Source organism: Streptomyces sp. PL-25, from assembly GCF_058344915.1.
In genome coordinates, this window is record NZ_CP136997.1 from 4,949,059 (window position 1) to 4,962,598 (window position 13,540).

The following is a 13,540-nucleotide window of genomic DNA, read 5'->3' on the forward strand; positions in this document are numbered from 1 at the left end:
TCCTTGCGCCCTACGACCCGAGCATCCCGGTCCACAGCTCGGGGAAGTCCGGGAGGGTCTTCGCCGTCGTCGCCACGTTCTCGATCTGCACGCCCTCGACCGCCAGGCCGATGATCGCACCGGCCGTCGCCATGCGGTGGTCCTCGTAGGTGTGGAAGACCCCGCCGTGCAGCCGCCGCGGGCGGATGTGCAGTCCGTCGGTGGTCTCGGTCACATCGCCGCCGAGTTCGTTGATCTCCTTGGTGAGCGCGGCCAGCCGGTCCGTCTCGTGCAGCCGCAGATGCGCCACGCCCCGCAGCGTCGAGGGGGAGTCGGCGAGCGCGGCGACCGCCGCGATGCCGGGGGTCAGCTCGCCGACCTCGCCCAGGTCCACGTCGATGCCGTGCACCGCGCCCGATCCGGTGAACACCAGACCGTAGTCGGACAGTTCGCAGGAGCCGCCCATCTCGGTGAAGATCTCCCGCAGCCGGTCGCCGGGCTGGGTCGTCCGCTGCGGCCAGTCGGGGATGACGACCTTGCCGCCGGTCACCAGCGCCGCCGCCAGGAACGGCTGCGCGTTCGACAGGTCCGGCTCGACGGTCAGGTCGCGGCCGAGCAGCGCGCCCGGGGTGACCCGCCACACGTTCGGCTCGCCGCCCGACTCCGGGGTGTCCACCTGGGCGCCGACCGCGCGCAGCATGTCCACCGTCATCCGGATGTGCGGCATCGACGGCAGCGTCGCCCCGGTGTGGCGGACCTCGACGCCCTGGTTGAAGCGCGGTCCGGACAGCAGCAGGGCGCTGACGAACTGGGAGGACGAGGAGGCGTCGATCTCCACCGGGCCGCCGTCCAGGGCCCCGCCGCCGTGCACGGTCAGCGGCAGTGCGCCGCGGCCGTCGTCGTCGATCCGGGCGCCGAGGGCGCGCAGCGCGTCGATCACGCCGTGCAGTGGGCGCTCGTAGGAGCGCGGGTCGCCGTCGAAGCGGATGGGGCCGTCGGCGAGCGCGGCGACCGGCGGCAGGAAGCGCATCACGGTGCCGGCGTTGCCCACGTCGACCGTGGCGGGGCCGTGCAGTCCGGCGGGGATCACCCGCCACGCCTCGCCGGAGCCGCCCGCGCCCGAGGTGCTGGACGACACCGTCTCCTCGATGCCGACGCCCATCTCCCGCAGCGCGCCGGCCATCAGCAGGGTGTCCCGGGAGCGCAGCGGGCGGCGCAGCCAGCCCGGTTCGGAGGCCAGGGCGGCCAGGACCAGGGCGCGGTTGGTGACCGACTTGGACCCGGGCACGTGGACCGTCGCGTCGACGGCTCCGCTCGCGTGCGGGGCGGGCCAGAGGGCGGTGTGGGCGGGGTTCGGGGCCATGCGCCCACTCTATAAGGAGGGCGTCGCCCCGGCCCTCCTCACGGTGCTGCGGGCGATCACATCCCGAGCAGCCAGCGGCCCCCGCCCATCAGCGAGCACAGCGACACCGCGTGGAAGAGGAACAGCCACAGGGCCGCCGGGACGTGCGTCAGCCGGGACAGCTGGTCCGCGTCCGAGTCGCCGGCGCCCCCGCGCGAGCGCTTGACCTGGAGCTCGAAGGCCGGGCGCACCCCGCCCAGCAGCAGGAACCACACCACGGCGTACGCGAACGCGGCCTGCACCTGCGGTCCCGCCAGCCAGGACACCAGCAGGAACGTGCCGCCGGTGAGGACGACGGTCAGCACCCCGTACGCGTTGCGGATCATCACCAGCATCGCCACCAGCAGTGCCGTGGCCACCCACAGCAGCAGCGTGACGTGCCCGGCGGCCAGCAGGGCGGCGCCGCCGAGCCCCAGCAGCGGGGGAGCGGTGTAGCCGGACGCGGCCGTGAGGATCATGCCGAGGCCGTACGGCTTGCCGCGGCTGACGGTGAGGCCGCTGGTGTCGGAGTGCAGCCGGATCCCGGTCAGCGTGCGGCCGGTGAGCAGGGCGACCAGACCGTGGCCGCCCTCGTGGGCGATGGTGATGGCGTTGCGGGATATCCGCCACAGGGTGTGCGGGGCCACCACCACGAGGGCGGCGGCAGCGGTGGCGAGCACCACCCACAGGTCCGGGTCGGGCTGGGTGCCGACGAGCCGGTCCCAGAGGGCGGGCAGCGCGACGGCGGCGAGGCTGTCCATTCCTGAGGGGCTCCCTGTCGTCGTTCGGAGTCTGGCAGTGTGGCATGTATGTGCGGACGGTATGCAGCGAGCCGGGGGCCGGGGGATCTCGCCCAGATCTTCGGGATCGAGAACATCGAGAACATCGAGAACATCGAGAACATCGAGAACGTCGAGAACGTCGAGAAAGGGGACGAGCCCGAGGAGACCCTGGCGGCCGACTACAACGTGGCCCCCACCAAGGAGGTCCCCGTCGTCCTCGACCGCCCTTTGAAGGACGCCGGGGACGGGCGTCCGGTTCGGCAGCTGCGCAAGCTGAGGTGGGGACTGGTGCCGTCCTGGGCGAAGAGCCCCGAGGGCGCCGCCCGGATGATCAACGCCCGCGCGGAGACCGTGCACGAGAAGCCGTCCTACCGCCGCGCCTTCGCCGTCCGGCGCTGCATCGTGCCCGCCGACGGCTACTACGAGTGGGTCACCGGCACCGAGGAGCGCGACCTGGAGGTCGAGGGCAGGCGCAAACGCCCGCGCAAGCAGCCGTACTTCGTCACCCCGGCGGACGGCTCGGTGTTCGCGATGGCGGGCCTGTACGAGTTCTGGCGGGACCGCACGCTGCCCGACGACCACCCGCAGGCGTGGTGGGTGACCTGCTCGGTGATCACCACCGAGGCCGAGACGGCGCCGCTGGCGGTGGGCCCGGCCGAGGGGCCGCGGTCGCTGGCCGACATCCATCCGCGGATGCCGCTGATGCTCACCCCGGACCGCTGGGACGCCTGGCTGGACCCGGCCCGCATGGACCCCGCCGGCCTGCGCGCGCTGCTGGCGCCGCCGCCCGAGGGCCTGATGCGCGCCTACCCGGTGTCCACCGCGGTGAGCAACGTCCGCAACAACGGGCCGGAACTGCTGAAGGAACTGGAGGCCCCGGAGGAGGGCACCCTCTTCTGACCGTGCCGGGGGCGCGCGGGCGGGCCGTCTTCTGACCGTGCCGGGGATGCGCGGGCGGGCCGCCGGGCCGCCCTTCTGACATCCTCTCCGGGGTGAGCCCTGACACCTCCGAGACCGTCGAGACGGACGCGGGTACCGCCCGCGTCACCTGGCACCGGGCCGCACGGCCGCGTCTCGTCCTCGCCGTGAGCCACGGCGCGGGCGGCGGCATCGAGGCCCGCGACCTGAAGGCCCTGGCCGCCGCGCTCCCCGGGCACGGGGTGAGCGTGGCGCTGGTGGAGCAGCCCTGGCGGGTGGCGGGCAAGAAGGTGGCGCCCGCGCCGAAGACCCTGGACACCGGCTGGCGCGGCGTCTGGCCCGCGCTCACCGCCCCGGGCCTGCCCGTCGTCGCGGGCGGGCGCAGCGCGGGCGCGCGCGTGGCCTGCCGTACGGCGGCCCCGCTGGGCGCGCACGCGGTCCTCGCCCTCAGCTTCCCGCTGCACCCGCCGGGCCGCCCGGAGAAGTCCCGGGCCGGTGAACTGCTCGGCGCCGGGGTCCCCACCCTCGTGGTCCAGGGCGGCAACGACCCCTTCGGGAAGCCCGGGGAGTTCCCCGAGGGCCCCTACGAGCTGATCACCGTCCCGTACGGCGACCACGGCTTCGCGGTGCCGAAACGGTCGGGCACCACCGAGGAGCAGGCGCTGGCCGTCCTCACCGAGGGTGTCGTGCGGTGGTGCGGCTCACTCGGGTGACGGCCCGGGAATGCGGGCCCGGTGCGCACTGTTGAGGCGGACAGAAGTGCTGATGTCCCGGCGCCGACGCCACACGAGAGGAAGTCCGCCGCATGGGTTCCACCATCTGCCCGGCCGTCACCCGCCGCGACCTTGCGGACGGGCTGCGACCGGCGGTGTCCGACACCGGACGCGCAGGCCGCACCGGCCGAGCCGACCTCGACTGGTCGGTGCTGCACGCGGCCAGGACCGCCCCTATTCGGGCGGCGGGCGGACCGGATCGTCGTCTATCCTCCGAAACGAGCGGGGCCGCCTTCGGTCTCGCGACGTCGCTTGAGGAGGTGGGTCCGGTTCCCGGTACCGACGCAGGGACCGACAACGGCCAGGCGGAGCTGCCCGAGGGCCGGGGCGCGCGTGCGGACGCGGCCGCGGAGTCGACCGCCCAGCGCAGCGCGCGCTTCGAGCGGGACGCCCTGGAGTTCCTGGACCAGATGTACTCGGCGGCGCTGCGCATGACGCGCAACCCGGCCGACGCCGAGGACCTGGTGCAGGAGACCTACGCCAAGGCGTACGCGTCCTTCCACCAGTTCCGCGAGGGCACCAACCTCAAGGCGTGGCTGTACCGGATTCTGACCAACACCTTCATCAACTCCTACCGCAAGAAGCAGCGCGAGCCCCAGCGCAGCGCCGCGGAGGAGATCGAGGACTGGCAGCTCGCCCGCGCCGAGTCGCACATGTCGACGGGTCTGCGCTCCGCGGAGTCGCAGGCGCTCGACCACCTGCCCGACTCGGACGTGAAGGAAGCGCTCCAGGCGATCCCCGAGGAATTCCGCATCGCCGTCTATCTCGCGGATGTCGAGGGCTTTGCGTACAAGGAGATCGCGGACATCATGGGGACACCCATCGGTACGGTGATGTCCCGGCTGCACCGGGGCCGTCGTCAACTGCGCGGCATGCTCGAGGACTACGCCCGAGAGCGCGGACTGGTCCCGGCCGGCGCCGGAGAGTCGAACGAAGCGAAAGGCTCGGGCTCATGAGCTGCGGAGAGCCGCACGAAACGGACTGCAGTGAGGTACTCGACCACCTGTACGAGTTCCTCGACAGCGAGATGCCGGACGTCGACCGCGACAAGTTCCGGCAGCACTTCGACGAGTGCTCACCGTGCCTGGAGAAGTACGGCCTGGAGCAGGCCGTGAAGAAGCTGGTCAAGCGGTGCTGCGGCCATGACGACGTGCCCGCGGACCTGCGCGCCAAGGTCATGGGCCGGCTCGACCTGATCCGCTCGGGGCAGCCCGTCTCCGACCGTCCCGTCGTCGCCGACCGCGATGTGGCCACGGCACCGGTGACCCCCCGGGAGTCCTGAACCCCGGCGCTCCCTCCGGCCCCGGCTTCACCCGTACGTGCTAATCCGCGGGTTATCGGCCCGCGGACCCCCCTCCCGCCGCCCTAGGCTCGGCCCACTGGCCGGGGACAGGCACGACCGGGGAGGGGCGTCATGGAGGCGGTTCCGCCGCTGGCCCGCGCGTACGCCGCCTGTGTCGCCCTCGCCGCCCTGTCCTGTCTGCTGCCGCTGCCGGGCATGCCCGTGCCCTGGTGGGCCGTCCTGGCGCTCGCCGCGGTCGCGGCGGCCTGCGACGGGCTCGTGCGGCGGCGCTCCGCCGGGCCGTTCTACCCCGTCCTGCTGGCCGCGGCCTTCCTGCTGCCGCCGCCCGCCGCCGCGCTCGTCCCGCTGCCCGGCGCCCTGCTCACCCGGGCCGGACAGCGCCCCGAGGCGCTGCGCCGGATCTGGCGGGCCGCCCAGCTCGCCCTCGCCGGATGGGCCGCCGCCCGCGTGCACTGGGACCTGGGCGGCCGGGACGCGGTCGTCGGCCGCGACTTCCCCTACGCCCTGCTGCCCGCCGCCGCGGCCGTGACGGCGTTCTGCCTGGTGCTGACCGTGCTCGACGGCGGGATCCGGCGGCTCGCGGCCGGCGCCCCGCCCGGCGGACGCCCGCGCGGCGCCGCGGCCCGGCACGCCCGGTGCGGCCGGTTCGCCCGCTCGCTCGCGCCGATCGCCGTGCACGGGCTCGGCGGACTGATGATGGCCGTCCTGTGGCGCAGCCGGTACGGGCCGGTGGCCGCCCTCCTCGTGCTGCTGCCCATGTGCGTCTCCTGGTGGGTCTACGCCCAGTACCACCGCGAGCGCGCCGCGCACCGGGCGACCGTCAGGGCCCTGGTGCAGGCCGTCGACCTCAAGGACGGGTACACGCGCGGCCACAGCGAGCGGGTCGGCCGCGCCTCCGTGCTGATCGCCCGGGAACTGGGCCTGGACGACGAACGCGTCGAGACGCTGCGCTTCGCCGGGATCCTGCACGACGTCGGCAAGCTCGGCGTCCCCACCCGGCTGCTGCGCAAGGACGGCCCGCTCACCCCCGAGGAGCGCCGCGTCATCGAACTGCACCCCGAGTACGGCCACGAGATGGTGCGCGGCATCTCCTTCCTCGGCGAGGCCAGGTCCGCGATCCTGCACCACCACGAACGCCTCGACGGCAGCGGCTACCCCTACGGCCTGTGCGGCGCCCAGATCCCCGAGTGCGCCCGGGTGGTCGCCGTCGCCGACGCCTTCGACGCGATGACGTCCACCCGCTCCTACCGGCGGGCCCGGCCGGTAGGCGCCGCCCTGGGCGAGCTGGAGCGCTGCGCCGGGACCCAGTTCGACCCGCGGATGGTCGCCGCCCTGGTGCGGGCCCTGGACCGGCACGGCTGGCACCCGGCGGTCACCGCCGACGAGAACACCCCGAAGACCCCGAACACCCCGGCCCCCGTGCCTGAGCCCCCCGCCCCTCCCGGGGCCCCACCGGAGCGGACCGTGCCGGGCCCGCCCGGCGACGCCGCCGCGCGGGCCCGGCACGGCGGCCCGCCCCGATGAGCCCGCTGCGCGGCGCCGCCCTCCTCGTGGCCGCGCTCTGCCTGGCGGTCACCCTGTGGACCGGTCTGGAGGAGCGCGGCGCCGCCCTCGCCTTCGGGGTGCTGATCCTGGCCGGGGAACTCACCCGCCGACCCGGGAGCGAACTGCGCGAGGCCGCGCCCCTCGGGGCCGCCGGTGCGCTGGCGTACGCGCTGCTGGGCGAGGTCGCCGGTCACCACAGCGGGCACGGCACCTGCCAGGTCGTGGCCGTGGTGCTGGCCGCCGCCCTGCTCGGCGGCGTCCCGCACATCGCCCGCGGCCGGGGCGGCACCCTCGACCACCTCACCCGCCGTGTCCTGACCGTCGCCTTCGCCGCCGTCTGCTTCCAACCCCTGTACAACGAGGGCGCCTTCCGGTCGCTGAGCGGCCCCGCGTACGCGCTGCTGCTGGTCGCCCTGCTGGTGCTCACCTCGCTGTGCGGCGCGGTGCTCGCCGCGGCGTCCGCGCACCGCCGCACCCGGTGGCCGTTCGGCCCGCTGCTGCGCGAGGAGCTGCGCGGTCTGCTCGGGATCGGCTCGGCGGTGTGCGCCACGGGCGCGGTGATGGCCCTGGGAGTGGCGGTGGCCGGGCTGTGGGCGCTGCCGGTCTTCTGTGTGCCGCTGCTGCTCACCCAGCTGTCCCTGCGCCGGTACGCGGCCGTGCGCGCCGTCTACCGGCAGACCATCGCCTCGCTGGCCCGCGCCACCGAGGTCGCCGGGTACACCCCGCACGGACATGCCCGGCGGGTGGCCGCGCTGTGCCGGGCCGTGGGCCGGGACCTGGGCCTGACGGAACCCGAGCTGACCGTGCTGGAGCACGCCGCGCTCATGCACGACATCGGCCAGCTCAGTCTGGTCGACCCGGTGCCCGCGGGCGCCACGGCGGACCTGCCCGCTGAACGGCGGCGGCGGATCGCGCTGCTCGGCGGTGCCGTGGTCCGGCAGGCCGGGGTGGACCGGGAGGTCGCGGTGGTCGTGGAGCGGCAGGCCGACCCGTGCGCCGAGCAGCCGCGGGCCGCGCGGATCGTGCGGGCCGTCAACGCCTACGACGAGAAGGCGCGGGCAGGCGGACCCCATGGCCCGCTGCGGGCGCTGGAGGAACTGCGGCTGGCCACCGCGGACGCCTACGCGGCCGAGGTGGTGGAATCCCTGGCCCGTGTGCTGGCCCGGGACGGTCTGACTCCTCCCGCAGCGGGGTAACCCATGGGTAATGAGCGCCCCTCAAGCCGTACGTGGTTGGATGCGAAGGAAAGGGTGTCCGGGGGCAGAGCCAGCCCATACGACGGAACTGGCAGGCGGGAATCGTGAGGATCTTCGGCAAGGGACGGCACCGGCCCTCCGCCTCCTGGCGGCAGGCCACCGACCGCGCGTTCACCCTGATCGGCGACGGCCGGTACGAGGACGCGGGCGCGCTGCTGACGCGCGCCGCCGATCTGGAGCCCTGGCTGTCGGAGTCCTGGTTCAACCTCGCCCTGCTGCACAAGTTCCGGCACGACTGGGAGCAGGCGCGGGCCGCGGGCCTGCGGGCGGTGGCCCTGCTGGAGCGGGAGAGCGGGGCGCCCGACTGGTGGAACGTGGGGATCGCCGCCACCGCGCTCCAGGACTGGCCGCTGGCCCGGCGCTCCTGGCAGGCGTACGGCCTGAAGGTGCCCGGCGGCGCGACCGCCGCGGGCGAGCCGGTCGGCATGGAGCTGGGCAGCGCCGCGGTGCGGCTGTCGCCGGAGGGCGAGGCCGAGGTGGTCTGGGGGCGCCGGCTCGACCCGGCCCGGATCGAGGTGCTGTCCATCCCGCTGCCCTCCTCCGGGCGGCGCTGGGGCGAGGTCGTGCTGCACGACGGGGTGCCGCACGGCGAGCGGACCACCGCGGCCGGGCACAGCTTCCCCGTCTTCGACGAGATCGAGCTGTGGGCGCCCTCGCCGGTGCCCACCTGGGTGGTCCTGCTGGAGGCCGCCACCGAGGCCGACCGGGACGCCCTGGAGCAGCTCGCCGCCGACGCGGGCTTCGCCGCCGAGGACTGGTCCTCCTCGGTGCGGCTGCTCTGCCGCACCTGCTCGGAGTCGCGGATGCCCTCCGACGAGGGCGACGGCGAGCACCTGGACCCGCACGACCACAGCGAGCCGGGGCACCCGGGACCGCTGGGCCACCGCACCGACGGGCAGCTGTGGGTGCCGGAGCGGGAGTGCGGGGTGGCGGCCCCGGCCTCGCTGGTGCGCGGGCTGCTGGACGGCTGGGTCGCGGACAGCCCCGACTCCCGTGACTGGCGGGATCTCGAAGAGGTCTGCTGAACCACGGGCGCGCCCCGGTCCCCGTAGGCTGTACGGGCAGAACTTCTCAGGCTTGCAGGAAGGCGTACGTCGGTCATGGCGCAGCAGGACACCGATCAGCAGCACGCGGGCGTGCTCCCCGTCGACGACGAGGGCTATGTCGTGGACACGGAGGACTGCGAGGCGCGCGAGGCGGCCTGGCGTGAGCGGGGCACCTCGCGGCCGATCACGGTCGTCGGCAACCCGGTGCTGCACAGGGAGTGCGCGGACGTCACCGACTTCGGCGATGAGCTCCAGCAACTGGTCGCGGACATGTTCGCCAGCCAGCGCACCGCCGAGGGAGTGGGCCTGGCCGCCAACCAGATCGGTGTCGGCAGGAAGGTCTTCGTCTACGACTGCCCGGACGACGAGGGGGTCCGGCACGTCGGCGTCCTGTGCAACCCGAAGCTCGTCGAGCTGCCCGCGGACCGGCGCCGGCTGGACGACAGCAACGAGGGCTGCCTGTCCGTGCCGACCGCCTACGCGCCGCTGGCCCGCCCCGACTACGCCGAGGTGACCGGCCAGGACGAGCGGGGCAACCAGGTCAAGGTGCGCGGCACCGGCTACTTCGCACGCTGTTTGCAGCACGAGACCGACCACCTCTACGGCTACCTCTACATCGACCGGCTCTCCAAGCGGGAGCGCAAGGACGCGCTGCGGCAGATGGCCGAGAACGAGCCGCGCTACCCCGTGGTCGCCAACGACTGACCGCACTCCCGGCACCCGGGGCCCGAGCGCCCCGTACGGCACACGGCGCCCGACCGTCCTACCGGTCGGGCGCCGTCCCTGTGTCCGCACCCGGCCCCTCGCGCATTCGATCCTTTGTGCGCATCTGTTGAATCAGAATCAGTCACACAAGGGGATATTCGCGGCATCCCAGATGGCGAGTGAAGCAAATCCGTTCCCAGAACGGTCAGTTGTGGTGCTGAATGGGAGAGCGGGGATGCGCGACGGCGTGCGCCGGGCACAGCGGAAGGGGCGGACGCCACCGGCGGCTGAGAGGGGTTGTTCGTGCCGGCTTTCCCATACAGCACCACATCGACATCCACATCCATACCCACGGTGACGGTGGCGGCGGTACCGCCGTCGCTCGCCCTCCCGGTGATCGAGGCCGCGTTTCCCAGGCAGTTGCACGCCTATTGGCCCGAACTCCAGGAGAAGACCCGCGGCTGGCTGCTGGAAAAGCGGCTCATGCCCGCGGACAAGGTGGAGCAGCACGCCGACGGCCTGCGCTACACCGACCTCATGGCGGGGTACTACCTCGGCGCCCCGGACGAGGTGCTCCAGGCGATCGCGGACTACAGCGCCTGGTTCTTCCTCTGGGACGACCGCCACGACCGGGACATCGTCCACGGGCGGCCGGGCGCCTGGCGCAGGCTGCGCCGCGCGCTGCACACGGCGCTGGACGCCCCCCGGGACCATCTGCGCCACCCGGACGTGCTGGTGGCGGGGTTCGCGGACAGCGTGCTGCGGCTGTACGCGTTCCTGCCAGACACCTGGAACGCCCGCTTCGCCCGGCACTTCCACGCGGTGATCGACGCCTACGACCGGGAGTTCCACAACCGCGCCCAGGGAGTCGTCCCCACGGTCGAGGAGTACCTCGCCCTGCGCCGGCTCACCTTCGCCCACTGGATCTGGACGGATCTGCTGGAACCGAGCGCGGGGACCGAACTCCCGGATTCCGTCCGCAGGCATCCCGCATACCGGCGTCCGGCCCTGCTGAGCCAGGAATTCGCCGCCTGGTACAACGATCTGTGTTCACTGCCCAAGGAGATCGCGGGTGACGAGGTGCACAACCTCGGGATAAGTCTTGTCAAACACGAGGGACTGAGTCTTGAGGAAGCCATAGCGGAAATCCGCCGCCGGGTGGAGGAGTGCATTGACGAATTCCTGGTCGCGGAGCAGGAGGGATTACGGTTCGCCGACGGCCTCGCGGACGGAACGGTGCGGGGAAAGGAACTTGCTTCCGCCGTCAGGGCCTGCCTGGGAAATATGCGCAACTGGTTCAGTTCCGTCTACTGGTTCCACCACGAGTCCGGCCGTTACATGGTCGACAGCTGGGACGACCGGTCCACGCCCCCGTACGTCAACAATGAAGCGGCAGGTGAGAAATGACCGTCGAGTCGGTGAAGCCCGAGGACAGGTCGCAGGCGGGTCGGCAGACAGGTGCGCGGACAGGCCGGCTGCCGGGGGAGCCGCCACTGGCCGGCGGCGCCGTGCCGCTCCTCGGCCACGGGCTGCGGCTGGCCCGCGACCCGCTGGCCTTCCTGAGCGGGCTGCGCGACCACGGCGAGGTGGTCCGGCTCAGGCTCGGCCCCAAGACGGTGTACGCCGTCACCGCGCCCGACCTCACCGGGGCGCTGGCGCTCAGCCCCGACTACATCATCGCCGGGCCGCTGTGGGAGTCGCTGGAGAGCCTGCTCGGCAAGGAGGGCGTGGCCACCGCCAACGGGCCGCTGCACCGGCGCCAGCGGCGCACCATCCAGCCCGCCTTCCGGCTCGACGTGCTCCCCGAGTACGGGCCGATCATGACCGAGGAGGCGCACGCCCTCGTCGAGCGGTGGCGCTCGGGGCAGGTGCTCGACGTGACCGCGGAGTCCTTCCGGGTCGCCGTGCGCGTCGCCGCGCGGTGCCTGATGCGCGGCAGCTACATGGACGCCCGCGCCGAGCGCATCTGCGCGGCCCTGGCCACCCTGTTCAGCGGCATGTACCAGCGCATGGTGGTGCCGCTGGGCCCCCTCTACAAGGTGCCGGTCAGGTCCAACCGCGAATTCAACCGCGCATTGGCCGATTTGCATCTCCTGGTCGATGAGATCGTCGCGGACCGGAGGGCAGGCGGTCAAAAACCGGACGATTTGCTGACGGCTTTGCTGGAGGCGAAGGACGAGAATGGCGAGCCTATTGGGGAGCAGGAGATCCATGATCAGGTGATCGCGATACTCACCCCGGGCAGCGAAACCGTCGGCTCCATGATCATGTCGCTGCTTCTCGTTCTCACCGAGCGCCCGGATCTCGGCGACAAGATCCGCGACGAGGTGAAAACCGTGGTGGGTGACCGCCCCGTCGCATTCGAGGACGTCCGAGAACTGCGGTACACGGCGAATGTCGTCACGGAGACACTGCGCCTCTATCCGGCCGTCTGGATTCTGACCCGCCGCACGGTCGCCGACACCGAACTGGGCGGCTACCGCATTCCGGCCGGCGCGGACGTCATCTACAGCCCCTACGCCATCCAGCGCGACCACCGCTCCTACGGGCGGCACGAGGACTTCGATCCGGACCGCTGGCTCCCGGAGCGCTCCAAGGAGGTCCCCAAGTACGCGATGAGCCCGTTCAGCGTGGGCAACCGCAAGTGCCCGAGCGACCACTTCTCGATGGCCGAACTCACCCTGCTCACCGCCGCGATCGCCGGCGCCTACCGCTTCGAGCAGGCGCCCGGCTCCGACCCCAGGCCGCGCATCGGGATCACGCTGCGCCCGCGCCGCCTGCTGCTGCGGGCGCTGCCCCGCTGACCCCGCCGCCGCCCGGTGGGCGCGCGTTCAGGCGGCCTGCGGGCCCCTGAACGCGCGCCGGTAGGCGTTCGGCGTGGTGCCCAGCGCGCGGACGAACTGGTGGCGCAGGGCCGCCGCGGTCCCGAAACCGGTGCGGTCGGCGATCGCGTCCATCGTCTCGTCCGTGCCCTCCAGCAGGCGCTGTGCCAGCAGCACCCGCTGGCGCAGGATCCAGCGGTACGGCGTGGTGCCCGTCTCCTGCTGGAACCGGCGGGCGAAGGTGCGCGGGGACATGTGGGCGCGGGCGGCGAGCTGCTCGACGGTGACCTCCTCGTCGAGGTGCCGCTCCATCCAGACCAGCACCTCGCCCACGGTGTCGCAGCGGGACCTCGGCAGCGGCCGCTCGATGTACTGCGCCTGGCCGCCGTCCCGGTGCGGCGGCACCACCATCCGCCGGGCGATCTTGTTGGCGACCTCGGGACCCTGCTCCTTGCGCACGATGTGCAGACAGGCGTCGATACCGGCCGCCGTGCCGGCCGAGGTGATCACCGGGTCCGCGTCGACGTAGAGCACGTCCGCCTCGACGGTGGCGTGCGGATACTGCCGGACCAGCTCGGCCGCGTGGTGCCAGTGCACCGCGCAGCGCCGCCCCTCCAGCAGCCCGGCGGCGCCCAGCACGAACACGCCGGAGCACACGCTGAGCACCCGCGCGCCCCGGTCGACGGCCCGTCGGAGGGCGGCCAGCAGCTCGGGCGGGTAGACCCGGGTGGCGAAGTCGTTCCCGGCGGGCACGGCGATCAGATCGGCCTCGTCGAGCCGGTCCAGCCCGTACGGCGTGGTGATGCCCAGGCCGCCGACATGGGTGCCCAGCGAGGGCCCCTCGGCGGAGACCACCGCGAAGTCGTACCGGGGCAGCCCGTCGTCGCTGCGGTCGATGCCGAAGACCTCGCAGACCACACCCAGCTCGAAGGGGTGCACGCCGTCCAGCAGGACGGCGGCCACGTTCTGCAACATGCCACCAGTGTGCCGCACCGATGGCAGGAATTTGAAGGTCTACGGCAGTCCTGCC

General features: G+C 73.1%; 13 protein-coding genes. 10 read left to right on the forward strand and 3 right to left on the reverse strand.

The window, feature by feature from the left end; all coding sequences use genetic code 11:
- Nucleotides 1–10: 10 nt before the first annotated feature.
- On the reverse strand, nt 11–1,342 hold the full coding sequence (gene aroA / locus R4Z62_RS22450; protein ID WP_491520717.1) for a 3-phosphoshikimate 1-carboxyvinyltransferase: 1,332 nt from the start codon (nt 1,340–1,342) through the stop codon (nt 11–13).
- A 56-nt stretch (nt 1,343–1,398) separates the two neighbouring features.
- Nucleotides 1,399–2,121 (reverse strand): M50 family metallopeptidase, encoded by a 723-nt coding sequence (locus R4Z62_RS22455; RefSeq protein ID WP_491520718.1) that lies wholly within the window; start codon nt 2,119–2,121, stop codon nt 1,399–1,401.
- Between the two features lie 48 nt (nt 2,122–2,169).
- Between R4Z62_RS22455 and R4Z62_RS22460 the strand changes: the two genes are divergently transcribed.
- The 10 genes from R4Z62_RS22460 to R4Z62_RS22505 all read left to right on the forward strand — a co-directional run bounded on the left by R4Z62_RS22460 (nt 2,170) and on the right by R4Z62_RS22505 (nt 12,492).
- Entirely contained in the window at nt 2,170–3,042 is an 873-nt protein-coding gene (locus R4Z62_RS22460; RefSeq protein ID WP_491520719.1) for an SOS response-associated peptidase, read from the forward strand.
- Between the two features lie 92 nt (nt 3,043–3,134).
- Nucleotides 3,135–3,773, forward strand: coding sequence for an alpha/beta hydrolase family protein (locus R4Z62_RS22465; protein ID WP_064535200.1), 639 nt, complete (start codon nt 3,135–3,137; stop codon nt 3,771–3,773).
- A gap of 320 nt (nt 3,774–4,093) precedes the next feature.
- Nucleotides 4,094–4,789 carry an RNA polymerase sigma factor SigR gene (sigR, locus tag R4Z62_RS22470; RefSeq protein WP_018571331.1) on the forward strand — a complete coding sequence of 232 codons (696 nt, stop codon included), beginning with the start codon at nt 4,094–4,096 and terminating at the stop codon, nt 4,787–4,789.
- A complete protein-coding gene (rsrA, locus tag R4Z62_RS22475; protein WP_064535201.1) occupies nt 4,786–5,115 on the forward strand; it encodes a mycothiol system anti-sigma-R factor in 330 nt (109 codons plus the stop codon). The genes sigR and rsrA overlap by 4 nt, the downstream gene beginning before the upstream one ends.
- Nucleotides 5,116–5,247: 132 nt before the next feature.
- Complete coding sequence (locus R4Z62_RS22480; protein WP_491520720.1) at nt 5,248–6,660, forward strand: HD-GYP domain-containing protein; 1,413 nt, start codon at nt 5,248–5,250, stop codon at nt 6,658–6,660.
- On the forward strand, nt 6,657–7,877 hold the full coding sequence (locus tag R4Z62_RS22485) for an HD-GYP domain-containing protein (RefSeq protein ID WP_491520721.1): 1,221 nt from the start codon (nt 6,657–6,659) through the stop codon (nt 7,875–7,877). Before R4Z62_RS22480 ends, R4Z62_RS22485 begins: the two co-directional genes overlap by 4 nt.
- A gap of 104 nt (nt 7,878–7,981) precedes the next feature.
- Nucleotides 7,982–8,962, forward strand: coding sequence for a tetratricopeptide repeat protein (locus R4Z62_RS22490; RefSeq protein WP_064535207.1), 981 nt, complete (start codon nt 7,982–7,984; stop codon nt 8,960–8,962).
- A 75-nt stretch (nt 8,963–9,037) separates the two neighbouring features.
- Nucleotides 9,038–9,688, forward strand: coding sequence for a peptide deformylase (gene def / locus R4Z62_RS22495; protein WP_389601653.1), 651 nt, complete (start codon nt 9,038–9,040; stop codon nt 9,686–9,688).
- A 303-nt stretch (nt 9,689–9,991) separates the two neighbouring features.
- A complete protein-coding gene (cyc1, locus tag R4Z62_RS22500) occupies nt 9,992–11,095 on the forward strand; it encodes an epi-isozizaene synthase (protein ID WP_107440814.1) in 1,104 nt (367 codons plus the stop codon).
- Nucleotides 11,092–12,492 (forward strand): bifunctional albaflavenone monooxygenase/terpene synthase, encoded by a 1,401-nt coding sequence (locus R4Z62_RS22505; RefSeq protein WP_385495783.1) that lies wholly within the window; start codon nt 11,092–11,094, stop codon nt 12,490–12,492. Before cyc1 ends, R4Z62_RS22505 begins: the two co-directional genes overlap by 4 nt.
- A 27-nt stretch (nt 12,493–12,519) precedes the next feature.
- Here the strand turns inward: R4Z62_RS22505 and R4Z62_RS22510 are convergent, their stop codons facing one another.
- Nucleotides 12,520–13,485 carry a GlxA family transcriptional regulator gene (locus tag R4Z62_RS22510; protein ID WP_381742499.1) on the reverse strand — a complete coding sequence of 322 codons (966 nt, stop codon included), beginning with the start codon at nt 13,483–13,485 and terminating at the stop codon, nt 12,520–12,522.
- Nucleotides 13,486–13,540: the final 55 nt, after the last annotated feature.